This window comes from Gelatiniphilus marinus (genome assembly GCF_042684345.1).
GTDB lineage: Bacteria > Bacteroidota > Bacteroidia > Flavobacteriales > Flavobacteriaceae > Gelatiniphilus > Gelatiniphilus marinus.
On sequence record NZ_JBHULK010000005.1, the window covers coordinates 105,564 to 131,090 of the forward strand.

The 25,527-nt window shown below is 37.1% G+C and carries 19 protein-coding genes; 11 read left to right on the forward strand and 8 right to left on the reverse strand.

The window, feature by feature from the left end:
* Nucleotides 1-4 precede the first annotated feature (4 nt).
* Nucleotides 5-1,771, reverse strand: a complete 1,767-nt coding sequence (gene dxs, locus ACFSQS_RS12495; protein WP_388019372.1) for a 1-deoxy-D-xylulose-5-phosphate synthase — start codon at nucleotides 1,769-1,771, stop codon at nucleotides 5-7.
* Nucleotides 1,772-1,834: 63 nt separating this feature from the next.
* On the opposite strand from dxs, the gene ACFSQS_RS12500 reads away from it, so the two are divergent.
* Nucleotides 1,835-2,284, forward strand: coding sequence for a nucleoside deaminase (locus ACFSQS_RS12500; protein ID WP_388019375.1), 450 nt, complete (start codon nucleotides 1,835-1,837; stop codon nucleotides 2,282-2,284).
* A 181-nt stretch (nucleotides 2,285-2,465) separates the two neighbouring features.
* On the opposite strand, the gene ACFSQS_RS12505 is transcribed toward ACFSQS_RS12500, so the two are convergent.
* Complete coding sequence (locus ACFSQS_RS12505; protein WP_388019378.1) at nucleotides 2,466-3,725, reverse strand: Y-family DNA polymerase; 1,260 nt, start codon at nucleotides 3,723-3,725, stop codon at nucleotides 2,466-2,468.
* A 104-nt stretch (nucleotides 3,726-3,829) separates the two neighbouring features.
* Here ACFSQS_RS12505 and ACFSQS_RS12510 point away from each other — a divergent pair, with 104 nt between their 5' ends.
* The 8 genes from ACFSQS_RS12510 to ACFSQS_RS12545 all read left to right on the forward strand — a co-directional run bounded on the left by ACFSQS_RS12510 (nucleotide 3,830) and on the right by ACFSQS_RS12545 (nucleotide 12,128).
* Nucleotides 3,830-4,966, forward strand: a complete 1,137-nt coding sequence (locus ACFSQS_RS12510) for an aminotransferase class I/II-fold pyridoxal phosphate-dependent enzyme (protein WP_388019381.1) — start codon at nucleotides 3,830-3,832, stop codon at nucleotides 4,964-4,966.
* Nucleotides 4,963-5,376: a putative signal transducing protein gene (locus ACFSQS_RS12515; RefSeq protein WP_388019384.1), complete on the forward strand. Its 414-nt coding sequence runs from the start codon at nucleotides 4,963-4,965 to the stop codon at nucleotides 5,374-5,376. Before ACFSQS_RS12510 ends, ACFSQS_RS12515 begins: the two co-directional genes overlap by 4 nt.
* Nucleotides 5,373-5,981: a dethiobiotin synthase gene (gene bioD / locus ACFSQS_RS12520; protein WP_388019387.1), complete on the forward strand. Its 609-nt coding sequence runs from the start codon at nucleotides 5,373-5,375 to the stop codon at nucleotides 5,979-5,981. Before ACFSQS_RS12515 ends, bioD begins: the two co-directional genes overlap by 4 nt.
* A 109-nt stretch (nucleotides 5,982-6,090) precedes the next feature.
* Nucleotides 6,091-7,356, forward strand: coding sequence for an adenosylmethionine--8-amino-7-oxononanoate transaminase (bioA, locus tag ACFSQS_RS12525; protein ID WP_388019390.1), 1,266 nt, complete (start codon nucleotides 6,091-6,093; stop codon nucleotides 7,354-7,356).
* 257 nt (nucleotides 7,357-7,613) lie between these two features.
* Nucleotides 7,614-8,777: a beta-ketoacyl synthase N-terminal-like domain-containing protein gene (locus ACFSQS_RS12530; RefSeq protein WP_388019393.1), complete on the forward strand. Its 1,164-nt coding sequence runs from the start codon at nucleotides 7,614-7,616 to the stop codon at nucleotides 8,775-8,777.
* Between the two features lie 31 nt (nucleotides 8,778-8,808).
* Nucleotides 8,809-9,909 carry a serine hydrolase gene (locus tag ACFSQS_RS12535; protein WP_388019396.1) on the forward strand — a complete coding sequence of 367 codons (1,101 nt, stop codon included), beginning with the start codon at nucleotides 8,809-8,811 and terminating at the stop codon, nucleotides 9,907-9,909.
* A 64-nt stretch (nucleotides 9,910-9,973) separates the two neighbouring features.
* Complete coding sequence (bioB, locus tag ACFSQS_RS12540) at nucleotides 9,974-11,071, forward strand: biotin synthase BioB (protein WP_388019399.1); 1,098 nt, start codon at nucleotides 9,974-9,976, stop codon at nucleotides 11,069-11,071.
* A gap of 187 nt (nucleotides 11,072-11,258) precedes the next feature.
* The gene (locus tag ACFSQS_RS12545; protein WP_388019402.1) at nucleotides 11,259-12,128 is read left to right on the forward strand and encodes a cupin-like domain-containing protein; all 870 of its coding nucleotides are present in this window, start codon (nucleotides 11,259-11,261) and stop codon (nucleotides 12,126-12,128) included.
* On the opposite strand, the gene ACFSQS_RS12550 is transcribed toward ACFSQS_RS12545, so the two are convergent.
* Nucleotides 12,121-12,594: a regulatory protein RecX gene (locus ACFSQS_RS12550; protein WP_388019405.1), complete on the reverse strand. Its 474-nt coding sequence runs from the start codon at nucleotides 12,592-12,594 to the stop codon at nucleotides 12,121-12,123. The two genes, ACFSQS_RS12545 and ACFSQS_RS12550, sit on opposite strands and share 8 nt — an antisense overlap.
* 65 nt (nucleotides 12,595-12,659) lie before the next feature.
* Between ACFSQS_RS12550 and ACFSQS_RS12555 the strand changes: the two genes are divergently transcribed.
* Complete coding sequence (locus ACFSQS_RS12555; RefSeq protein ID WP_388019408.1) at nucleotides 12,660-15,119, forward strand: hypothetical protein; 2,460 nt, start codon at nucleotides 12,660-12,662, stop codon at nucleotides 15,117-15,119.
* Between the two features lie 280 nt (nucleotides 15,120-15,399).
* Nucleotides 15,400-16,074, forward strand: a complete 675-nt coding sequence (locus tag ACFSQS_RS12560) for a head GIN domain-containing protein (protein ID WP_388019411.1) — start codon at nucleotides 15,400-15,402, stop codon at nucleotides 16,072-16,074.
* Between the two features lie 98 nt (nucleotides 16,075-16,172).
* Here ACFSQS_RS12560 and ACFSQS_RS12565 read toward each other — a convergent pair whose 3' ends face one another.
* The 5 genes from ACFSQS_RS12565 to metG form a co-directional block, all read right to left on the reverse strand.
* On the reverse strand, nucleotides 16,173-17,468 hold the full coding sequence (locus ACFSQS_RS12565) for a PepSY-associated TM helix domain-containing protein (RefSeq protein ID WP_388019413.1): 1,296 nt from the start codon (nucleotides 17,466-17,468) through the stop codon (nucleotides 16,173-16,175).
* Between the two features lie 3 nt (nucleotides 17,469-17,471).
* Nucleotides 17,472-19,982, reverse strand: a complete 2,511-nt coding sequence (locus ACFSQS_RS12570) for a TonB-dependent siderophore receptor (protein ID WP_388019416.1) — start codon at nucleotides 19,980-19,982, stop codon at nucleotides 17,472-17,474.
* A gap of 282 nt (nucleotides 19,983-20,264) precedes the next feature.
* Complete coding sequence (locus ACFSQS_RS12575) at nucleotides 20,265-22,403, reverse strand: Tex family protein (RefSeq protein WP_388019419.1); 2,139 nt, start codon at nucleotides 22,401-22,403, stop codon at nucleotides 20,265-20,267.
* A 320-nt stretch (nucleotides 22,404-22,723) separates the two neighbouring features.
* On the reverse strand, nucleotides 22,724-23,242 hold the full coding sequence (locus tag ACFSQS_RS12580) for a ferritin (RefSeq protein ID WP_388019422.1): 519 nt from the start codon (nucleotides 23,240-23,242) through the stop codon (nucleotides 22,724-22,726).
* 33 nt (nucleotides 23,243-23,275) lie between these two features.
* On the reverse strand, nucleotides 23,276-25,381 hold the full coding sequence (gene metG / locus ACFSQS_RS12585) for a methionine--tRNA ligase (protein WP_388019425.1): 2,106 nt from the start codon (nucleotides 25,379-25,381) through the stop codon (nucleotides 23,276-23,278).
* Nucleotides 25,382-25,527: the final 146 nt, after the last annotated feature.

The window sequence follows — 25,527 nt, forward strand, 5'->3', positions numbered from 1 at the left end:
ATGTTTATGTTAATAATGTAAATAGTTTTGTTAAACTCTGTACATCCAATCCAACAGATTTTTGTAATTCATTGATACTGCCGTGTTCAACAAAAACATCGGGGATTCCTAAAACCTTTACATTGTTTTTATAGTTGTTAGCCGCGGCAAATTCTAAAATAGCAGAACCAAAACCGCCAATAGCCGAAGCGTCTTCAATGGTTATTAGCGTGCTATAGGTTTTAAAAATTGTGTGTAACAGTTGTTGGTCTAGAGGTTTTAAAAAGCGCATGTCATAATGGGAGATGGCGGCATTATTACAGCATAGATCAATAGCTTCGGATGCGTTTTTAGCCATATTTCCTATGCTTAAAACGGCGAGTTTATTTCCTTTTTTAAGTTGTATGCCTTTACCAATTTCAATTTTAAAAAAAGGTTGTTTCCAATCCATTGTAACGCCGCGTCCGCGAGGATAACGAATTGCAATAGGCTGCTGTAAACCCAATTGGGCGGTGTACATAATGTTTCGTAAGTCAACTTCGTTTCTTGGTGCAAAAATAACTAGGTTGGGAATGCATCTTAAATACGATAAATCGAAAACCCCATGATGCGTAGCGCCATCTTCTCCAACCAAGCCCGCCCGATCTAAACAAAAAACAACAGGTAATTTTTGTAAGGCCACATCGTGTATTATTTGGTCGTAAGCTCGCTGTAAAAAAGTAGAGTAAATATTGCAAAACGGAATTAACCCTTGTGTTGCCATACCTGCTGCAAGTGTTACGGCATGTTGTTCGGCAATACCAACATCGAAAGCGCGGTCCGGAATTTCGTTCATCATATATTTTAAAGAGCTTCCTGTAGGCATAGCGGGTGTAATGCCCACAATGTTTTTATTTGTTTTTGCAAGTTCCACAATGGTGTGCCCAAAAACATCTTGGTATTTTGGTGCTTGTCCTGTAGAGGCTGGTTTGGTAATTAATTCTCCGGTGGTGGCATTAAACTTTCCGGGAGCATGGTATTTTACTTGATCTTCTTCGGCTTGTTTTAAGCCTTTGCCTTTAGTGGTAATTACATGTAAAAACTTGGGGCCTTTTACGGTTTTTAATCGTTTTAATTCTAAGATAATCGCATTAATATCATGGCCATTTATGGGGCCTGAATAATCAAAATTTAAGGCTTCAAAAATATTGTCTTGTTTTTGTGTGCCTTTTTTAACGTTTGTTAAATACATTTTTAAAGCCCCAACGCTCGGGTCTATTCCAATGGCGTTATCATTTAAAATAACGAGTAAGTTGGCATTGGTAACTCCGGCGTGGTTTAAACCTTCAAAAGCCATTCCGCTGGCAATACTAGCATCGCCAATAATTGCGATATGGTGTTTGTTTTCGCCTTTTAGTTGCGAGGCAATAGCCATACCCAAAGCTGCCGAAATAGATGTTGAGGCATGCCCAACACCAAAGGTATCGAATTCGCTTTCGTCGCGATTAGGGAAACCGCTAATGCCTCCAAACTGCCGGTTGGAATTAAAAACAGCTTTTCTACCCGTTAGTATTTTATGGCCGTAAGCTTGATGGCCAACATCCCAAATAAGTTGATCTTCGGGCGTGTTAAACACATAATGCAATGCTATGGTAAGCTCTACTACGCCTAAACTTGCCCCTAGGTGACCTTCTTTGGTAGCAACAATATTAATGATAAACTCGCGTAATTCTCGGGCAAGTTGAGGTAAGTCTTTTTGTTTTAAAAGACGGAGTTCTTTTGGGGAGTTTATACTATTTAAAAAGCTGTTCATTGTTATACAAATGTAGTATTTGAAATTGATATTGGTATCATTTGAAATTGTATTTTTGCTTTTATGTTACAACCGTTTGACGATACCTATTTTATGAAAAAAGCACTCCACGAAGCCGAAGCTGCTTTTCAAAAAGGCGAAATTCCTGTGGGTGCAGTAATTGTTATTGACAATAAAATTATTGCCCGCGGGCACAATCTTACCGAAACTTTAAACGATGTTACGGCCCATGCCGAAATGCAGGCCATAACCGCCGCCGCTAATTTTTTAGGTGGCAAATATTTACAGAAATGTATCTTGTACGTAACCTTAGAGCCTTGCCAAATGTGTGCCGGGGCTTTGTATTGGAGCCAGATTTCTAATATTGTTTATGGAGCCAGAGATAACGAGCGTGGTTGTATTAATTTAAAAACCAAATTGCACCCAAAAACCACTATTAAAGGCGGTATTTTAGCAGATGAAGCTTCAGCGCTTTTAAAACGGTTTTTTATTGAAAAACGGAATTTGAACTGACTTTCCCCACCCTCTAACGATAGTTATCGGGGCAGAAGGAAACAAGTAGTGAAATATTTATATTCATGAGTTCAATATTTTAAAATAGGAAAAGCGAATAAGTACGACAGCCCGTGCTGAGTGAATTTAATGGTTGTGGCAAAACCTAAATAAAAATATTTTTTATAAGATTTTTGCTCCTTTACTTTACAACAATGATATCGTTAATATTGGTGGTGTACCGTGGCGATAAACGTTCTTGGCGCATTTTCCAGGTGCGTTTTAAATCTTGGTTTGCTATTTTAATTTTGTAATCGCCGTACTTGGTGTTAAGTCCGTCTATAGCCTGCATTAAATATTTATGTTTTGGGTTTTCGTGCTCGAACATATTTAGCTGGAAATTATTGGTTGGCACCAAGCCAGATACAATAACGCCGGCGCGTTTGTATTTAATGCCTTTTTTAAAAATGGAGGCTACCGCTTTTACGGCGTGGTTACTAATAATTAACGAGGAGTTTGTGGGGTATGGCAAATTGATTGCAATGCTACCTCTGTGCTGCTCTAGGTTTTTTTTATGCCTGTCGCTACTTAATAAAACGATAATAACGTGGCAGCTGGAACCTTGTTTGCGCAATTTTTCGGCACAACTTGTGGCAAAGGTTGAGGTGCGTTCTTTTATATAATTGAGGTCGCTGTACGTATAATCGAAACTACGTGTGGTTGCTATGGCGCGTTTGGTTTTAATTTCGTCCAATTGCAGTGTGGGAATACCTTGTAAATCGCGTTTTAAACGAGACTCGGTTACCGAGAAATTTTTACGCACCCAAGCATCTGAAAGTTGCGTGAAATCGAAAGCTGTTTTACAGTTTTTAAGTTTTAGGCGTTTGGTTAAACCGCGACCTATGCCCCAGACATCTTCAATTTTTATCCATTTTAGGGCTTTTATGCGTTTTTCTTCGGTATCAATAACATAAACACCGTTTGTTTGTTTCGGGAATTTACGCGCTACTTTATTGGCCACCTTACTTAGTGCTTTGGTTGGGGCAATGCCTACGCAGGTTGGAATGCCGGTCCATTTTAGAATCCGATTTCTGATTTTATTTCCGTAGTCATCGTAATTATAATCGGCTTTAAAATTTTTAAATTCTAAAAACGATTCGTCTATGCTGTACAATTCTACATCGGGTGTAAATTGGTTTAAAATAGACATAACACGACTACTCATATCGCCGTACAGCGGGTAGTTTGATGATAGCACAGTTATGCCATTGGTTTTACAAAAGGCGTCCCATTTAAAAATAGGTGCGCCCATGGGCAAACCAATAGCTTTAGCTTCGTCGCTTCGTGAGATAACACAACCATCGTTATTGGAGAGAATAGCGACTGGTTTTCCTTGTAAATTAGGGTTAAAAACACGTTCGCAAGAGGCATAGAAATTATTACAATCTACGAGTGCAAACATAATTGCAAAGATAAAGGAAAAGTAGTTTTTGGGTTTAGGTTTTTTAGTTAAAGTTGAGACCTGTCAGGTTTTTAAAACCTGACAGGTCTTCGTATCTTTGGCAAATGCTACCCAAAAAACTACAAGAAAAATTAGAAGAACGCAAAGCGAATAATGCCTTACGTAAACTTGATTTGCAAAATGGTTTAATAGATTTTTCATCAAACGATTATTTAGGGTTTGCCAAATCTGAATCTATTTTTAACACCACGCACGAGTTTTTAATCGGGCATAATATTAAACAAAACGGATCGACAGGTTCACGTTTACTTTCTGGAAATCATACATTTTATAACATTATAGAAACCATTATAGCCGATTTTCATAATAACGAATCGGCACTAATTTTTAACTCGGGTTACGATGCCAATATAGGCTTTTTTAGCTGTGTGCCGCAACGTGATGATATTATTTTGTACGACGAATATATACATGCTTCAATTCGCGATGGCATTAAACTTTCCAATGCAAAAGCTTATAAGTTTATGCATAATAATTTAGAAGCGTTAGATGAGATGCTGAAACGAATTCAACATAAAGGCGACACTTATATTGTTACAGAATCTGTATTCTCCATGGATGGCGACTCGCCAGATTTGGCTACAATATGCCAAATAAGCAAAAAACACAATGCCTTTTTAGTGGTTGATGAAGCGCATGCTATTGGTGTTTTTGGGGCATACGGAACTGGTTTAATTCAGCAATTAAATCTAGAAAAATACGTTTTTGCGCGTTTAGTTACTTTTGGGAAAGCCATGGGTTGCCACGGCGCCGCTATTTTAGGAAACGCTGTTTTAAAACAATATTTAGTAAATTTTGCACGCAGTTTTATTTATACAACCGCATTATCGCCGCATAGTTTAGCGACTATTCATTCAGCTTATAGTGAGTTAATTGCAACAGAAAACATAAAAAAATTACATCAAAATATTCAATATTTTAAAGCTGAAATCATTGAAAAAAATCTTCAAAAGCATTTTATTAAAAGTGATTCTGCTATACATTGCTGCATCGTTTCTGGTAACGAAAAAGTAAAATTAATGGCTAAAAAACTTCAAGAAAACGGCTTTAATGTAAAACCCATTTTATCGCCAACAGTTGCAAAAGGCGAAGAGCGTTTGCGCTTTTGTTTGCATAGTGATAATTCAGAAAGCGATATATCGAAAGTATTACAACTCTTAACTACATTTGTAAATATATGAGCGACACCTTTAAAACCATAGCCAGATTTCAGTATTCGGCTGAAGCCCAAATTATAAAAGGGCGATTAGAGGCCGAAGGTATTCAAGTTTTTCTATCGGATAATTTAACAATAGATACCGACCCTCTGGTAAGTAATGCCATTGGTGGCGTTAAATTAAAAGTATTATCAAATGATGTTTTAGAAGCAGAAGATATTTTAAAATCTATTAAAAAATATTCTACTGATGATGATGGAGATGCCATAAACTGCCCGAATTGTAAAAGTGAAAAAATAGAACTGTTTTCTACAATAAAAGACTTCAAATCCTTTTTTGCTTTTATCTTTGGATTCCTTTTCGGAACGCTGCCTTTGCATGCAAAACATAAATATAAATGTGAAGATTGTAAAACAGAATTCGATTTAAAATGAAAACATATTTTATCACAGGAATTTCAACCGATGTTGGCAAAACCATAGCATCGGCCATAATTACCGAAGCTTTACAAGCCGATTACTGGAAACCTGTGCAAGCAGGCGAATTAGATAATTGCGATACCAAAAAAGTAGAACGATTGGTTTCAAATTCTAAATCAAAATTTCATCCAAACAGTTATGCATTGCAAACGCCCATGAGTCCGCATGCCGCAGCAGAGATTGATGATATTACCATTGATATTAAAAAAATTAAAGCACCGCAAACAAACAACCATTTAGTTATTGAAGGTGCCGGCGGATTGTTTGTGCCATTAAACGACACACAAACCATTTTCGATTTAATTAAGCCTAATTACAAAGTTATTGTGGTTTCAAGGCATTATTTAGGAAGTATAAATCACACGCTTTTAACCATTAATACTTTAAAAGAAAAAGGCTTTAACGTTTCACTGGTTTTTAGTGGAAACGAACACAAATCAACAGAGAGCATCATTAAAAAAATGACAAACATCCCCATTATTGGGCGTATTGACGAAGAACCTTATTTTGATAAAAATGTGGTAAAAGAATATGCTGAATTGTTTAAAGATAATTTGTAACTGTCATTCCTGCGAAAGCAGGAACCCACAGTGCAACTAAAAGTTTAAAAACAGATTCCCTCCATAGTTTATCTAGAGCGGTAGCCGAAAGGCGAGAATGAAAAAAAATATGACACTCGAAGAACGCGATAAAAAACACCTGTGGCACCCCTTAACACAGCACAAACTACACCCAGAAACCATTGCCATAACCAAAGCAAAAGGCTGTGTTTTAACCGATGAAGATGGTAACGAATACATCGATGCCATTGCCTCGTGGTACACCTGCATGTATGGACATTGCAACGATTATATAACGAGTTGTGTTTCGGCACAAATGCAACAATTAGATCAAGTGGTGTTTAGCGGATTTACGCACGAACCTGCCATAAAACTATCTGAAGCACTTATTAAAATACTTCCAGAAAATCAAAATAAAATTTTTTTTAGCGACAACGGTTCAACTTCCGTTGAAATAGGTATTAAAATGGCATTGCAGTATCATTTTAATAAAGGCGAAAAACGAGATACCTTAATTGCTTTTGAAGACGGCTTCCACGGCGATACCTTTGGCGCGATGAGTGTTTCGGGGCTATCGGTTTACAATGGGCCTTTTGAGGATTTCTCTTTAAACGTAAAACGCATTCCCGTTCCCAACGGTAAAAATCACGATGCCATTTTAAGCACATTACAAGACATCGTTTCAAACAATAAAGTCGCAGGTTTTGTTTACGAGCCTTTGGTACAAGGTGCCGCCGCCATGAAAATGCACAACGCCGAAGGTTTAAATAAAATCCTAAACTTCTGTAAAAATCACAACATCATTACCGTTGCCGACGAAGTGATGACGGGTTTTGGTAAAACAGGTAAACATTTTGCATCGCTTTACATGGCAACCAAACCCGATATTATCTGTTTAAGCAAAGCCTTAACTGGCGGTTTGTTGCCCATGGCACTCACCACATGTTCGCAAAAAATATACGATGCTTTTTATAGCGATGATATTGGCAAAGGCCTGTTCCACGGGCATACCTATTCTGCAAACCCGCTGGCTTGCACCGCAGCTTTGGCGAGTTTAGAATTGTTGCAATCTGATGCTATTCAAAACAATATTAAAACCATTATCGCATCGCATAAAGCATTTGGCAATCGCATAAAAACACATCCTAAAGTAAAATCAACACGACAATTAGGCGTTATTTTTGCGCTCGATTTAGATGTAAAAATGGAGCGCTACGGCAATTTACGAGACAAATTATTTACGTTTTTTATGGATAATGGCGTTTTTCTTCGTCCGTTAGGCAGCACCATTTACATACAAGCACCCTACGTAATCACCCAAAAACAGCTAGAAAAAGTGTATCAAGTTATTGAGGATGCTTTAAAAATTATTTAGGGCGTTACCCAAAAGGGTCGGGCTTTCCGCTATATCTTTTTCTCGTGCCTCAAAAAAGGATGCCGCTGCAATCCCTAACGCATTAATCCGCCAACACCAGTAACAAACCAAAGCATCCACTTATTTGTAAGATTGGTCGTAGCTTTAAATTGTAAACGGTATAAACAAAAAATCAACGGTAACTGTTTTTATAATTCTTATATTCAGATGTTGTTATAAAACACACATAAGTATTACTTTTACCAAAACAAAAAACCTTGCAAAAACCAATCTCCATAACCGCCATAGCGTCCATTTCCCCAATAGGAAAATCGTTAGATGAAACCTGGGAAAACTATCAAAGCAATAGGCATTTTATCACTGAAAAAAATCTAAACAATAAGTCTGTTTTAGTTGCCAAAATATCTGAAGAAGCAAAACAAGACATTGAAGCTTTACGGCTTTCAGATAATAAGTACAAATCGTTGGACAATACCGTTTTATACGCCATTTACGCCTCGCGGAAAGCCTTAAAAAATGCGGGTTGGAAAGCCTCAGACAACTTTGGTGTTAACATGGGGTCGTCGCGTGGCGCCACAAAACTTTTCGAAGATTACCATAAAGATTTCCTAAAAAACAACAACGCAAAAACCTTAAGTTCGCCAACCACAACGCTGGGAAATATATCGTCTTGGGTAGCGCACGATTTGCAAACCAATGGCCCAGAAATAAGCCATTCCATTACCTGTTCCACAGCATTGCACGCCATGTTAAATGGCATGGCTTGGATAAATTCTGGCATGTGCAATAAGTTTTTAGTTGGTGGCAGCGAAGCACCGTTAACGCCGTTTACTGTGGCACAAATGCAGGCTTTAAAAATTTACTCGAAAGCCAAATTGGAAGAAGAATCATTTCCCTGTCAAGCCTTAAATCTTTCCAAAAAACAAAACACCATGGTTTTGGGCGAAGGTGCATCAGTGGCTTGTTTAGAGGCTGGTAAAAAAGAAAATGCTTTGGCATACATTATCGGTGCGGGTTACGCCACCGAAATTTTAAAGCACAACACCTCCATTTCTACCGATGCAAAATGCTTTCAAAAATCGATGAAAATGGCTTTGGGAAACTTAAAACCAAAGGACATAGATATTATCGTAATGCACGCCCCAGGCACGGTAAAAGGCGATCTTTCAGAATACAAGGCCATTGAAACTGTTTTTAAAGATAACATGCCAGCATTAACGAGCAACAAATGGAAAATAGGGCACACTTTTGGTACCTCTGGTGCTTTAAGCATCGAGCTTGCTGTTTTAATGTTACAGCATCAAAAGTTTATTGGTATTCCTTATTTAGAAAATCAAAAACACCCTAAAAACATCAAACATATTTTGGTGAATGCCGTTGGTTTTGGAGGCAATGCGGTTTCAATTCTAATAAAAAAATAAAATGCTATATTTATTGAAACCAATTATTACAATGAGATTTTTTATTCTAATCGCTATTATCGTCTTAACAAGTTGCAAAACCGAAAGTGTAAATCCTATTGAAAAGATTATAGCCTCCAATAACCCAAAAATTAAAACGGTTGTCGATTCGCTTGAAAATCACGAAGTCCAAATTCTATTTACTGAAGTTAAAAGAGAAAATGACTCCGTTTATTTTGAAGACCACAGTTTTCAAGTTAACGACAACACCTATTTTTATCCGGCGAGTACCGTAAAATTTCCTATTGCCATATTGGCTTTGGAAAAGATACGAACAAACAATCTCATCGACAGAAACACCATTTTTAATGTTGAAGGCGATAGCACGAAAACAACCGTATCCAACGCCATTAAAAAAATATTTGCAGTAAGCGATAATGCCGCTTATAACAGATTATTTGAATATTTGGGTAAAGATTACATCAACCAAAAACTTAAAGAAAAAGGTATAAATGCGAGGATTTCTCATCGTTTATCGGTTGGTAATTCTGCCGATTTAAAAACCAAACCGCTTATATTTTACTATCAAAATCAGGTTGTTTTTAAAACCGATTCCGTAATAAATCAACCTATAAAATCGTTGAATCTAAATAAAATCACAAAAGGCAAAGGCTATAAGGTTGGCGATAGTCTGGTTAACAATCCTATGGATTTTTCATTAAAAAATTATTTACCCGTAACGGCTTTGCATCAAATAATGAAACAACTTATGTTTCCTGAATTATATCCAAAAAACAAACAATTTCATTTAACAACAAACGACAGGGAATTTTTAATAAACACCATGAAAATCTTGCCCCACGAAGCTGGTTACACCTCAAACGATTATTACGAAAGCTACGTAAAGTTTTTAGTGTTGGGCGACTCAAAAAAACCCATTCCAAAACACATAAAAATATACAATAAAGTAGGTAATGCTTATGGCTATTTAACAGATTGCGCCTATATTATTAATGAAAAAACCATTAAAGAATACATAATAACAGCAACCGTTCACGTTAATAAAAACCAAGTTTTTAACGATAATGTTTATGAATATGACACGGTTGGGTTTCCGTTTTTAGCAGAATTGGGCAGACAATTAATTAAATAAATACTTTACAAAAGTAAAGTAAACTGAAGATTATGATTATTTTTGAAGCATTAAACGCAAACTTATGAGCACAACCAAACACAACTGGACCAAAGAAGAAATATTAGAAATACACAACAAGCCTTTAATGGAACTGCTTTATGAAGCGGCTACCATACACCGCAAAAACCACGACCCCAATGTGGTGCAAGTTTCAACTTTACTGTCTATTAAAACCGGTGGCTGCTCTGAAGATTGCGGGTATTGCCCACAAGCCGCACGTTACCATACCAATATTGAAGGCAACGATTTAATGTCGGTGCAACAGGTAAAAGCACAGGCCTTACGAGCAAAATCTACCGGTAGCTCGCGCGTTTGTATGGGTGCTGCATGGCGTAATGTAAAAGACGGCGAAGAGTTCGATCAGGTTTTAGAAATGGTGCGTTCTATTAATAAATTAGATATGGAAGTGTGCTGTACTTTGGGTATGATTACCGAAAACCAAGCGCAGCGTTTAGCCGAAGCCGGTTTGTATGCCTACAACCATAATTTAGATTCTTCTGAAGAATATTATAAAGAAGTGATTTCTACCCGTGGTTACCAAGACCGTTTAGATACTATTGATAATGTTCGTAAAACCAATGTAACAGTTTGCTCTGGTGGTATTATTGGCATGGGCGAAAGTCTTGAAGATAGAGCGGGCATGTTGGTAGCGCTTTCAACTTTAAACCCGCAACCGGAATCGACACCTATAAACGCTTTGGTAGCGGTTGAAGGCACACCGTTAGAAGACCAAAAACCCGTATCGATTTGGGATATGATTAGAATGGTGGCCACCACAAGAATTGTAATGCCAGAAACCCAAGTGCGCTTAAGTGCAGGACGTACACAAATGACGCGCGAAGGGCAGGCGATGTGCTTTTTTGCCGGTGCCAATTCTATTTTTGCCGGCGATAAGTTATTGACCACACCCAACCCAGATGTTAACGAAGACATGGAAATGTTTGCTATTTTGGGTATGGAGCCTCAAAAACCTTTTACCAAAAAGGTGCAGCCCAAAACGGTTGAAGCCTCCGAATCTCAATTTGAAGCCTTGGGCGAAAAACCAAAATGGACCAGACCAGACCACACCATTGAGCGTAACGAAGCTGCCAAAGCAAAGGCTAAAGCGATAAAACAATAACCATCGCTTAGTAAAAATAACCTTATGGCAAGCCCGCGTTAGGGATTGCAGTGGAAAGCCCACAGCGCCTTTTTTGGTGCGAGGACTTGCAACGTAAAGCCCGACCCCGTTTTTGGGGTAACGCCCAATATACTATTTAAACTTTAACAACGTTTTATTAACTTTGGTTTATTAAAAAGGTTAAGCATTGGCACTAAACTTACAAGATATTCCGCGTGTAAAAACGATTACCAAACAAGACTTTTTAACACGGTATTTTAAACCGCAAAAGCCCGTGGTTATTGAGCGTTTTATTGAGGATTGGCCTGCATATAGCAAATGGGATTTAGAGTACATGAAAGCCGTTGCCGGCGATAAAACAGTACCACTTTACGACGATAGACCCGTAGATTATAAAGATGGTTTTAACCAGCCGCATGCCAAAATGAAAATGGCCGATTATGTAGATTTGCTAAAGCGAGAGCCTACAAAATACCGTATTTTTTTGTGGAATATTTTAAAGGAAGTGCCCCAGTTGCAAAACGATTTTAGCTATCCGGATTTTGGATTGCGACTTATGAAAGGCTTGCCCATGCTGTTTTTTGGTGGTAGGGACTCGTACACTTTTATGCACTACGATATCGATTTGGCTAACATTTTCCATTTTCATTTTGAGGGTAAAAAAGAGATTATTTTGTTCGACCAAAAACAGAATGATTATTTGTATAAAATCCCACATTCGTTAATTACCAGAGAGGATATCGATTTTAACAATCCCGATTTTAAAAAGTGGCCCATGCTAAAAAAAGCCCAAGGTTTTAAAACCGAATTAAACCATGGCGAAGTGCTGTATATGCCCGAAGGCTATTGGCATTACATGCGTTATGTTACCCCTGGTTTTTCTATGAGTTTGCGCGCTATGGCACGCAACCCCAAAAACTTTGGGAAGGCCATTTACAACCTTTTGGTTATGCGTAATTTCGACAATGCCATGCGCCGCATAAAAGGCCAGAAATGGATAGATTGGAAGAATGCACAAGCTGTTGTGCAAACCCATAAAAAAAATGGCGTTACTTAATAAGCGCGTTGGCCTTATCGTAAACCAAAGCTGGTTCCCAACCCCGATATAGCAGATAATCTATTAATTTTTTTCGTTTTTTAAAAACGTTGGTTTCGGTAATGGTATGGGCTTTTTTTTCGGCTAACGCATTAAAAACCTCGATGTATTCCTCTTTGTCTATGGTGTTAAGTGCCTGATTTATATTAACTTTGCTAATGTCTTTTTTCTTTAATTCTAAAGTTAAACGGCGGCGTCCCCAACGCTTAATTCTAAACTTACCGCTTACAAATGTTTTGGCAAAACGTGCTTCGTTAAGAAAGTTGTGCTTTAACAAATGTACCACTATGGTATCGATAGCTTCGGGTATCATGTACATAGTTTCTAGTTTTTGTCTAACTTCTTTATGGCAGCGCTCTTGATACGCACAATAATGCTCCAGTTTTTTGGTAGCTTCTTGTAGGGTATATGTTTTTTTTGAATGCATGTTTCAAAAATAACAATAGATATATTAATACAAACCAAATCGTAAAATTTTAAAACTTAACGGTTATGAAAAAAATTACTTTATTAATAATATTCCTCTTTGCCATTGATTTTGGGTATGGGCAAACTACCTTGGCGGCTGGGGATATTGTTATAACTGGATTTAATTCCGATGCTCCCGATCAATTTACTTTTGTTTTACTTGAGGATGTGCTTGCCTCTACACAGATAAAGTTTACTGATAATGGATGGCAAAACACAGGCAGTTTTAGAGCTAATGAAGGTACGCTAATCTGGACAGCAGATACTGATTTGTCATGTGGCACTGAAATTACAATTATAGATGGCAGTCCTTTTTATGCTTCAGTTGGTTCTGTAACTGATAGTTCACAATTTAATTTAGCTACCAGTGGAGACCAAATATTAGCATACCAAGGACCAGATGCTACGCCAACTTTTATTTATGCCGTAACTTTTGATGATACATTATGGTTAGATGCAGTAAGCTCACAAACCACTGCTTTACCAACTGGTTTAACTGATATGGTAAATGCTGTTGCTTTAAGTGAAACTGATAATGCTAATTATAATTGTACGGTAGTAACGGGTAAATATGCAATTTTAGCTGCCGTATCCAGCGATATTTCCAATTGGACTTTAAGCAATTCTCCATTAACACTTGGAGGCTGTACCTACACATGCGACCCTTGTTTAACCACCGTTACTTGGAACGGTTCTACATGGAGTAATGGTAGCGGTCCAGATATAAATACAACCGCAATAATAGACGGTAGTTTTAATACACAAACTAATGGCGGAAGTTTTTCCGCATGTAATCTTGTTGTTAATTCAAGCGGAACTTTACCTGAATATACACTTATCATAGCCGATGGCGATCATATACAAGTACAAAACAACATTATAGCAAACGGCAATATAACCGTACAACCCCAAGGTGCTGTTGTTCAAATTGATGATGGCGCTTTGGTTTTAGGTAGTGGTACCATGACTGTTACAAAGAGAACTGCACCTGCAAATAACTGGTACGAATACACCTATTGGAGTTCGCCGGTTTCTGGAGCAGATATAAATAATGGTTTAGCGGAATCTGATGTTAACAGGCGTTTTCGCTTTGATGCCTCTAATTTTGAAGATAGCACCATGGAGGTTGGAAACAATAATGCGTCAGATCCTGGGCAAGACGATATTGATGATAACAAAAATGATTGGCAACAAGTAGGCGGAGCAACCCTAATGGTGCCAGGTGTAGGCTATGCTTCTACACACGAAGAATCTGTGTTTGCTGGCCCTGGATCTCCTCCTTACCAATTCGATTATACTTTTCAAGGCCGTTTTAATAATGGTATTATCACTGTTCCGGTGGTTAGAAATGATGGCTCAACATTAGACGAAAATTGGAATTTTATAGGAAATCCCTACCCATCTCCAATTAGTATCTCGGATTTTCTAGCTGTAAACATGTTCGATGCTACAACAAACCCAACAGGCACTTTAGAAGGGACTATTTACTTTTGGTCGCAAAACACAGCACCTTCTAGTTCCGCAAACGGTAATGAGCAGTTAAATTTTGCGCTCTCTGATTATGCTAGATTTAATGGGGTGATGGGGGTGCGAGGAGGTGATCCTACTGTGCCAAATGGGTTTATTCCTTCGGGTCAAGGCTTTTTTGTCTCTTTTGCTCAAGCTAGACCAAGTTCTACTGGAAATGTTATTTTCAATAATTCTATGCGTAGTATTGCACATGATAATAGCCAATTCTTTAAAAATACTAAGTCTAAAAAAGGTGTTTCCACAAATAATAACGACAATAAACTATGGATTGATTTAACTTCAGATAATGGGGTGTTTAATCAAATAGGTATAGGATACGTTGATGGGGCAACTCACGCTTATGATGGTTCTTTTTATGATACTCATAAAATAGTTGCACCAAAAACATTTGCCGCTTTATACTCAACTATAGAAAATTCGAATAAAAAATTCGCCATACAAGGCAAAGCCCCAAGCGATTTAACCGAAAACGAAATTATTAATTTAGGTTTTAAAACCACTATTGATGTAGCAACACTCTACACATTGTCTATCAATAAGTTAAAAGGTGATTTTTTAAATAACAATCCTGTTTATTTAATAGATAACCTACTAAATAAAACGCACGATTTAAGGGTTTGCGATTATACATTTACCTCAGAGGTTGGCGAGTTTAACAGCCGTTTTCAAATAGCTTTTAGCGATAAGGCATTATCTACGAACGACTTTGGCTTAAACAACAATGCGCTTAAAATTATTGAATTGGATAACGATTTTGTAAACTTTAAACTATCGGATAACTTAAAGATTAAAACGGTTACTATTTTCGATCTTTTAGGCCGGCAACTTTATAATTTAAAAGGTACTAACAGCTCTGAAACCTATAAGCTTTCAAACCTTAAAAACACGGTTTTTATTGCCAAGGTAGAATTATTAAACGGTGCAATTATTACTAAAAAAGCAATTAAGAAGTAAGCCTTTTTTATACAATAACCAAGTTTTGTTGCCTGTAAAGCTGCATGCACTTATGCTCTGCTTGGTTTTTTTAAGTGCGTTTTTAGAATGTAATAATATTGTAATCAGTCTGTTTTAAGCCATTATTTGGCATTAGGTTTAGCAGTGGCTTGCTAAGTGCCTGTTGTTATTTACTGCGGGCATCGCTTAAAACTATAATTTTTTCTTAAATAATACCACTACGGAATAATTATTGATAGATTTACGTTTAAATCTAAAAAAGCAAATAAACCCAAAAAACATGAAACGTTTAGTAACGGCCTTAGGCCTTTTTATTTCGGCATTGGCAATATCGCAAACCCCAATAGAAAAATCAATTGGCGAATTCTCAGAACTTAAAGTTTACGATTTAATTGAAGTAGAGCTTGTAAAAGCCAAAGAAAACAAAGTGGTTATTTCTGGCGAAAACAGCTCTAGCGTGCTTATAAACAATAAAAACGGAACCTTAAAAATTAAAATGAAACTTAAAGAGATTTTTGACGGTAACAACACCAAAGTAAAACTGTACTACACAGCCTTGGAACTTATTGATGCCAACGAGGGTTCTTTTGTACACTCTAAAGACAAAATAAAGCAATTCGAAATCGATTTAAAAGCCCAGGAAGGTGCAAAAATTGATGTTAAATTAAACGTTAGCTACGCCAATATTAAATCGGTTACTGGAGGCGTTATTGCGGCCACCGGAAAATCTAAAAACCAAAACATATCGTTGCTAACAGGCGGTATTTACAAAGGCGAGTCTTTAAAAACCAGCAACACCGAAGTTGCCATTAGAGCTGCTGGCGAAGCCCATGTAAATGCTTCTAAAAAAGTAGATGTTAAAATAAGGGCAGGAGGCGATGTCTTTATTTACGGCAACCCGGAAAATATAAATGAAAGCAAGGTTTTTGGAGGTCGTGTAAAACGTATGGAATAAAAACCCATTGGATAATACAAATAAAAGACTGCCGTAAAAAGCAGTCTTTTTTAGTTTTAAAACTATTGTTAATTCGCTTTCGCGGAAAACAAACAGTTCTATTTACGGCTTTTGTTTACAGACTTGTTTAGCCGATATACAAAAATATAATAGCCTATTGCCATAAAAACCAACCAACCTAGGCTAATTATAAAAACAACCTTTGTTGAGGCATTATACCTGCTAACTATAATACTGTACATAAATGCCAACATAACAAGATAGAAGCCCCAGTTTACATATCTCCAAACCCCCATAACTTTGGTGTCTTTATTTTTCTGCTTTATTTTTTTGCGTTTTATGGTTATCCATATACCAGATAGCACTAATGATGAAATACCCAAACCAGCAACAAACCATATTATTTTTGTTAGCAAACCCCCAAAATACCCAAAATGAAGCGGGTCTGCTATATCGTTAACCCACATTAAAGCAGATATGTCTTCGGCTTTCTGTACTTTTATAACTTCGTAATTATTGGGGTTAATGTAAACTCTGTTTGCTCTTTGCCTAACCAAAGGCACATCAGATTTGCCTCTTAAATAAATAGCTTGGTTACTGGTTTTAGACGGACTAATGCCGCCCACCTCCATATTTGGAATTTGCTGTTTTGCAATGGCAATGGCTTTGTCGTAATCAATGGTATGGCTAAAATTTTCAGCTTCATGGTCTGCTACGTTTTCAGTTTTTGGCGACTTGGGGTTCACCGTATCGCCCAAACCAGCTAAATTTATGCGTTCAGCAAAATACCATAACCCAGTAATTGAAAATAGTATGGTAAATGGGATGGACCACAAACCAACCAGCCTGTGCAAGCTCCTAAAAAAAACCAAACTGCCTTTTCCGGTCTGTAGCTTAAATAATTTCTTCCACCATTTTTTATAAAAAACCAATGCGGTTACCAACGAAATTAACAACAGAAACCCAAATATAAGCACCGTAAAATGTCCTATTTGAAAAGGAATAAACAAAAAGTAATGCAAGTCTCTAAAAAAACGTTGTATGGTTAAGTTGGCATGCCCTTGTATTTTACCGGTATAAGGGTTTGCGAACACGTAAGTTCTGCCAAGTTTTGGGCGTTCTACATACAGGATATCACACAAATAAGGCTCATCTGTTCTTAACCAATAGGTTAACTTGCCTTCTGGGAATTCTTGTTTTAGGTTTGTTAGTATAAGATTACGAGAGGCCAGGGTGTCTTGTGGCGTTGCTCTTATTTCTTTTATAAACAGCCAATCCATTTCATGGCTTAGGGTAGCTAGGGTACCAGAAAAGCATACTATAAAAAACAGTATGCTTAACTTTATACCAATCCAACTATGGATTTTAAAGAATATTTTTTTGTTAATAGCCACTCTTTAAAAAGTATATGAAACGGTAGTCATAATATTTCTGGGTTGCCCAGGAAACGACCTTAAAAAATCATAAGCGCCAACCCAATGGGTTTTGTTAAATACATTGTTTACATTAAGTTGTATTTGAAACTTATCTACGTTGTAGTACAATGCCGTATTCACTAAGCCGTAACTAGGAAAAATTGGAACTAAACTCGCATCGCGAATAATAGAGCCTTTTCTTTCGCTTACATAATCGTAGCCCATGCCCAATCCTAAGCCATTTAAGTCTCCGTGGTCAATTACATATTTTGTCCATAAATTAAAAGTGTGTTTTGGGGCATTTGGTTTGGTGTCGCCAAATTTTTCGAGCGTTGTTGCATCGGCTTTAGAGAAAAAGGCATCGTTATAAGCATAGTTAAGCACAAGACTCCAATTGTTTTGCAACTTTCCGTAGGCATCAACTTCAAAACCTTTAGATTTTTCTTCGCCTATTTGCATCAGCCTATCAGGATTATTAAGGTCTCCGGCATCGTACAAAGCGCCATTTTGTGTTAAATCGTAATAGGCTAAGGTAACGCCCAATCGGTTTTTAAACCATTCAGACTTAAAACCAAACTCAATCAATTCGCTTGTTAACGGATCAAAAGGGCCACCAGCATCTGGGTTGTTAATAGCTGTTGCGCTTTGTGGTTGATAGCCTTTAACCCAAGTTCCATAAGCGTTAATATTTGGTGTTATTTTATAAACGGTACCAATTCTGGGTATAAAAGCATCTTGTTTTACTTTTTCTTCACTTGGTGTGTTGTAATTTATATAGTCTGTAAAGTACTCTTTTCTTAAACCAATTAAAAGGTCTAATTTTTTGTAACTGAATTGATTCTGAATGTAAACGCCACTATTGGCCTGTTTAAATTGCGGATAATTTCTAAGCCTGTAAACGTATTTACTCATGTCCCTTAATCCGTTCTCGTTATTGGCGGTTAAATCAAAATGTGCCACATTGGTTGTAGGGTTTCCGTTGGCATCTAAAACATAATTGTCTATGTTATTTATGTTAAACGAATTTGTAGCCGTCCCGTTTTTTAACAAATAGGCCCGTGCCTCCAATTGAGAGCCACCGGGTTGAAGCTCTTGCTGAAAATAATCGTAGCCAACCAGTAGTTTGTTTTTAACGGCACCTATATTAAAATTGTAGTTTAGGTAGTTGTTAAAGTTTTGGTTGTTCCAAGAGCGTTTCCTGTCAAAAACACGCATAGCAACTTTTGTAATATCAAATGTACCATCGCCCAAAGCGGCAAAAGAGTTTGCTGTACGGTGCTCCAATAAATCTTCATCGTAGCTGGAGTTTAAGTATTTGCTATTAAAACTTAATTGGTCTGTAAACTTGTGTTGTAACGACAAGGTAATGTTCAAATTAAATTCATTCAAATAATCGTTGGCGGCACTTAAAGATTTTGTAATAGGTACCGAATTTAAATCGCCATTACCAAAAACGGCTTGCCCTCTATCTATTCTTCCTTTGGAATCTTGATAAACCACATCGAAATTCAAACGGGTTTTATCGCTGGGAATAAATGAAAACGAAGGCGCAAAAACAATGTTTTTAGAAAACTGCAAATCTCTAAAGCCATCAGAATTCTCGTAGCCAATATTTAATCTGTAAAGTAGTTTTTTATCCTTGGTCATTGGTCCGGTAAAGTCTGATAGTAATCTAAAGGTATTAAAACTGCCAATAGAAGCACTAATAGACTGTTTTTCTTCAAACAAGGGTTTTTTGGTAACGCTGTTAACCACGCCACCGGGTGATGCATTGCCAAATAAAGCAGATGCTGGCCCTTTTAAAACCTCAACACGTTCTATGTGCGGAATAAGCTGTTGTTTCCAAAAACTGGTCATAATACGCATACCATTTAGCATTAAACCAGAGTTGCGTTGGCCAGCAACCCTATGGCCTCTTATTACCAAATCGTTATAAAAAGAATGCTGGTTTACGCCGCTAATGTTTTTTACAACATCGTTAATTCTAAAAGCACCTTGGTCCAAAATAACCTCTTTGGTAACATAGCCAACAGATTGCGGAACGTCTTTTAATTTAGTTGCAGATTTGGTGGCTATAAAAGAGTTTGTGTTTTTGTAACTCTGTTCTACCCGTCCTATAATTTCTACCGCTTGCAGCTCGGTACTGTTTTCGTTTAAAACAAAATTTACAACCATGTTGTTTTTGGTTGTGGCATCAATTAATTGGTTTGCAGTTTTGTAGCCCAAAGAGCTCGCTATTATAGTATATGTGCCTTTTGGTGCGTATAATTTAAATGTGCCGTTTTCATCAGAAGATGTTCCTAGGCTCGTATTTTTTAAAATAACACTTACAAAAGGTATTGCAGTATTGTTTTGAGAGGTAATTTTTCCAGATATTTCTACCGTATCAGAACTGTTTTGAGCATAAGCAAAACACATTGTTAAGTAAATTAAACTGAATAGGCTTTTTTTTAATATTCGACCAAAGCCTATATTATACTTGAGATTTTTCATATTTTTGAATAGATGTTAATTGATTTTTTTCTATGAGAGTTGATTGGCGTTTAGCCGGTATGTTGTTTGCAGACGCGTACCGGTTTCTTTATTTATTAGGGCGGCCTTAAATTCTTCATCTTTACAATGCGATTTAGGTTTTTATTGGCAATTTCCTTAAAACATTGGTGCAAATGTATTTATTATTTTTACTTAATCTAAATAAGAATAATATTTTTTTATGTTAAAATTTATAACCCGTTGATTTACAGATTGTAAATAAAACCGATACAGTTGTCATGTTTATTTATGCAGCTTTAATTGAATACGCTTTCGCGGAACATCAACCTCTAAAACCTTTACAATAACTTGCTGATGCAAACTAACATGATCGTTTACATCTTTTACAAAAGCATCTGATAAATTAGAGACGTGGATAAGACCGCTTTCTTTAATACCAACATCTACAAAAGCACCAAAATTGGTTATGTTGTTTACAATACCGGGAAGCAGTTGCCCTGTTTGTAAATCGGTAATGTTTTTTATGTTTTTATCAAAAGTAAAAACTTTAGCTTGTTCGCGAATATCAAGCCCTGGTTTTTCAAGTTCTTTAACTATGTCTTGCAGTGTTGGCAAACCTACCAAATTTGTACAGTATTGTTTTAGGTTTATTTTGTTAAGCAAGTTTTTGTTAGCTATTAAATCTTCAACTTTTGTGCCCAGATTTTTTGCCATTTGTTTAACCACCGCATAACTTTCTGGATGTACTGCCGAATCGTCCAAAGGGTTTTTAGCATCTTTAATTCTTAAAAAAGCAGCGCCTTGCTCAAAAGCTTTTGCGCCTAAACGCGGTACTTTTTTTATAGTGTTTCTTGATGTAAACATGCCGTTTTCGCTTCGGTAATTAAAAATGTTTTCGGCTAGTTTAGGCCCAATACCAGACACATAACTTAATAATGGTTTACTTGCTGTGTTGATGTTTACTCCAACTGAATTCACACAATTTTCAACCACCATATCCAAGGCTTTTTGAAGTTTACTTTGATCCACATCGTGCTGATATTGCCCAACACCAATAGATTTGGCATCAATTTTAACCAATTCTGCCAAGGGGTCTTGCAAACGCCTGCCAATAGATACTGCGCCACGAACCGTAACATCGTAATTAGGGAATTCTTCCCGGGCAATTTTTGATGCCGAATAAATACTGGCTCCAGCTTCGCTAACCACAAATACTTGCATGTTGTTTTTAAATCTAATTTTTCTAATTAAAGCCTCGGTTTCGCGCGATGCCGTTCCGTTTCCAATAGCAATAGCTTCAATTTTATACGCATCGCAGAGCGAACTTATTTTTTTCATGGCAGCAATGCTATCGTTTTTTGGTGCATGCGGATAAATGGTTTCGTTGTACTTTAATTGCCCTTGTGCATTTAGGCACACCACTTTGCAACCTGTACGAAACCCAGGATCAATTGCTAAAACGTTTTTTTCGCCCAATGGCGAACCTAATAACAATTGCTTTAGGTTTTTAGCGAACACACTTATTGCGGCATCGTCTGCTTTTTCTTTGGCTTTTTGCAGCGCTTCGTTACTTAACGATGGAAACAACAAACGTTTGTAAGCATCTTTAATGGCGGTTTTAATGTGTTCTGCGCAAGCGTTATTGCTTTTTATTATTCTGTTTTCAATATTATTTAATGCCCTATCATTATCAATTTCAATTTTTACTCTAATAAACCCTTCTTTTTCGGCTCTTAAAATAGCTAATAATCGATGAGACGGAATTCTACTTAAAGCTTCTTCCCAATCAAAATAATCTTTGAATTTCTGAGCGTTTTCATTTGTAACTAGCACAGTTGAAGTATTGGCTATTGTTTTTATCACTTTCGTGGAAATCATAGCAAAACGCTCTAATTGACGGCGAATGTTATTACGAATATCAATACGCTCATTTATCCATTCTGCAATAATGTGGCGTGCGCCTTCTAAAGCATCGTCAATACTTTTTACGTTGCCTTTTACATATTTTTGTGCAATAGGCTCAATAGCATTTGCATTTTGAGACATGATTATTTTTGCCAGTGGCTCCAATCCGTTTTGTCGTGCTTTTTCGGCTTTTGTTTTTCGGTTTTTTTTATAGGGCAGGTATAAATCTTCTAGCGTTGTTAAATCTTGGGCCGATTCAATTTTTTGTTTTAATTCTGAAGATAAAACTGCTTGCTCTTCTAGGGCTTTTAAAATGGCCGTTTTTCGTTTTTCTAAGGTTTCAAATTGTTCTTTGTATTTTACAATGGCCTCGATTTGAACCTCATCTAAATGGCCTGTGCGCTCTTTTCTATAACGGGAAATAAAAGGGATGGTACAGTCTTCGTTAAGTAATGCAATGGTATTTTTAACGGATTGTTCTGCTAATTGGGTGTGCTGTGTTATAAAGTGTATCATGGTACTAATTTAAAAAGACCTGACAGTTTTTTTAGAAACTTGACAGGTCTAATTTATAGTTTATTTTATTTGGGTATAGTGCTTATGCCACTTTTTTAGCCAAATCAAAACAAGGGCATTTTTTACAACGCTTGTTTTCTCCTTTTTTAAATTTTTTGCAACAAGAGCTTTTTACGTTCTCAGGAAGTTTAATTCCTAATTCTCTCAATTTCCTAATTGCTTTTTTTTTCTTCTTTTTACCCAAAACCGAAGTATGAAAATATATTCTGGAGCAAAAGTAAGTTATTTTAATTAAATCTAAATAAGCTTAAATGTTAAAATTATTCGGTTGTATCTGCTGCTGCTGTGGTTACTGTTAAATTTTCAATATCCCTATCGAATAAGTATAGGCCTCCTTTATCGTCGCCAATAAGGTTGATTTTGTCTAAAATGGTGCGTGCAACGGCTTCTTCTTCTATCTGTTCAGCTACATACCATTGTAAAAAGTTATGGGTGGCATAGTCTTTTTCGTTAAGGCTAATGTGCACGAGCTCGTTAATGCTTTCAGAAACAAAAATCTCGTGTTCTAGTAATTTTTGAAACATTTCTTTAAACGAATTAAAGGTAGCATTAGGCTCTTTTAGCTGAGAGATTTTGGCATGCCCACCACGTTCGTTAACAAATTTTACAAGTTTTAGCATGTGCTCGCGCTCTTCGTCGCTTTGGGCATACATAAAGTTTGCAACACCTTCTAGACCTTTAACCTCTGCCCAACAGGCCATGGCTAAATATATTTGAGAAGATTCGGCTTCTATTTTTATTTGGTTGTTTAATGCGCTTTCTATGGTTTTTGACAACATGGTTTTTAGTTTTTTTATAAAATTAACGAATAACTAACTTATCTGCAAACCATTACTAACTTTAGTGTCATCAGGATTTACAAACACCAAGTTACCATCGGTGGTTTCAGTCATTAAAATCATGCCTTGGCTCTCTACACCGCGTAATGCTCTGGGGGCTAAATTTACCAAAACAGTTACTTTTTTACCAACTACTTCTTCGGCAGTAAAGCTTTCTGCAATTCCTGAAACTATGGTGCGTACATCAATACCGGTATCTACTTTAAGCTTTAACAATTTTTTTGTTTTTGGCATTTTTTCGGCTTCTAAAATAGTGCCTACACGCATATCTAATTTAGTGAAATCTTCAAAAGTAACGGTGTCTTTTTGTGGTTGCAGAGCCTGTGCTGAGCTAGCCGAAGCATTGGCTTTTTTGCTCGCCTCTAATTTTTCCAATTGCTTTTGAATGGTGTCGTCTTCAATTTTAGAGAATAACAATTCAGCTTTTCCTATTTGATGGTTTGTTGGAAGTAATGCCTCTTTGGTGCTTACTTCGTTCCAATAAGATGCTTCGACAAGCTCAGCATCACATCCGTTTTCGTTTTTGCTTTTTTTGGTAAAACCAAGAATTTCTTTCAACTTATTTGAAGTAAACGGTAAAAAGGGTTCGCTTAAAGTGGCTAATGCCGATGCTATTTGAAGCGCCACGTACATAATGGTTTTGGTACGTGCTTCATCAACCTTAATCATTTTCCACGGCTCTTCATCGGCCAAATATTTATTGCCCAGTCGTGCTAAATTCATTAATTCCTGTCCGGCTTCCCTAAAACGGTACCGCTCAATAGAGCTTGCTATTACATCCGGATAGGCTTTTACTGCTGCCAAAGTCTCGTTATCTAATTGAGAAAAATCGCTTGGCGCGGGCACAATACCATTGTAATATTTATTGGTAAGTACAACTACTCGATTAATAAAGTTGCCAAAAATAGCCACCAATTCGTTATTGTTTCGTGCTTGAAAATCTTTCCAAGTAAAATCGTTATCCTTGGTTTCTGGGGCGTTTGCGGTTAACACGTAGCGCAAAACATCTTGCTGGTTTGGGAAATCCTGTAAATACTCGGTTAGCCAAACGGCCCAATTTTTAGAGGTTGATAATTTATTGCCTTCTAAATTTAAAAACTCGTTTGCTGGCACGTTTTCTGGCAAAATATATGAGCCTTCCGCTTTTAGCATCGCTGGAAAGATAATGCAGTGAAATACAATATTATCTTTACCTATAAAGTGCACCAATTTTGTGTTTTTGTCTTTCCAATAAGGCTCCCAATCTTTCCCTTCGCGAGCGGCCCATTCTTTGGTTGACGAAATATAGCCTATGGGCGCATCAAACCAAACGTAAAGCACTTTGCCTTGGCCACCTTTGGCTGGAACAGGAATGCCCCAATCTAAATCGCGGGTAACGGCACGCGGGCGCAAACCATCGTCGATCCACGATTTTACCTGCCCGTAAACGTTGGGTTTCCAATCTTTTTTATGGCCTTTTAATATCCATTCTTTTAAAAAATCTTCGTGTTTATCTAAAGGCAAAAACCAATGTTTTGTTTGTTTTAAAGTGGGAACATTGCCCGTTATTGCGGATTTCGGATTTATTAAATCGGTGGCATTGTGGCTTGTTCCGCAGTTTTCGCATTGGTCGCCGTAGCTTTCTTCGTTGCCACATTTTGGGCATGTGCCCACAACAAAACGGTCTGCTAGAAATTGGTTGGCTTCTTCATCAAACAACTGCTCGGTGGTTTCTTCAATAAATTCCCCTTTATCATTTAGGGTTGTGAAAAATTCTGATGCTGTGTCGTGATGGATTTTAGCCGATGTACGCGAATAATTATCGAACGTAATCCCAAAATCTTCAAAAGATTGCTTGATTATAGTATGGTATTTATCTACAATATCCTGAGGGGAAACACCTTCTTTTTTTGCTTTAATGGTAATGGGTACACCGTGCTCGTCGCTACCGCATACAAAAAGCACATCGTTTCCTTTTAGGCGTAAATATCGCGCGTAAATATCGGCCGGCACATAAACACCCGCTAAATGCCCAATGTGAATGGAGCCGTTGGTGTATGGTAATGCTGCGGTAATGGTATGTCGTTTTGGTTGATTCATCAATCTAAAAATTAAAGTTTTGATCGTCATTGCGAGGGAGGTTGCGACTGTAGCAATTTCATGAATAGGAAATTAAATTAAACAGATTCTCATACTTTGACTGTGCTTAGTAGAGGCTAGCTTCGTTTTACTCGGAATGACGCATC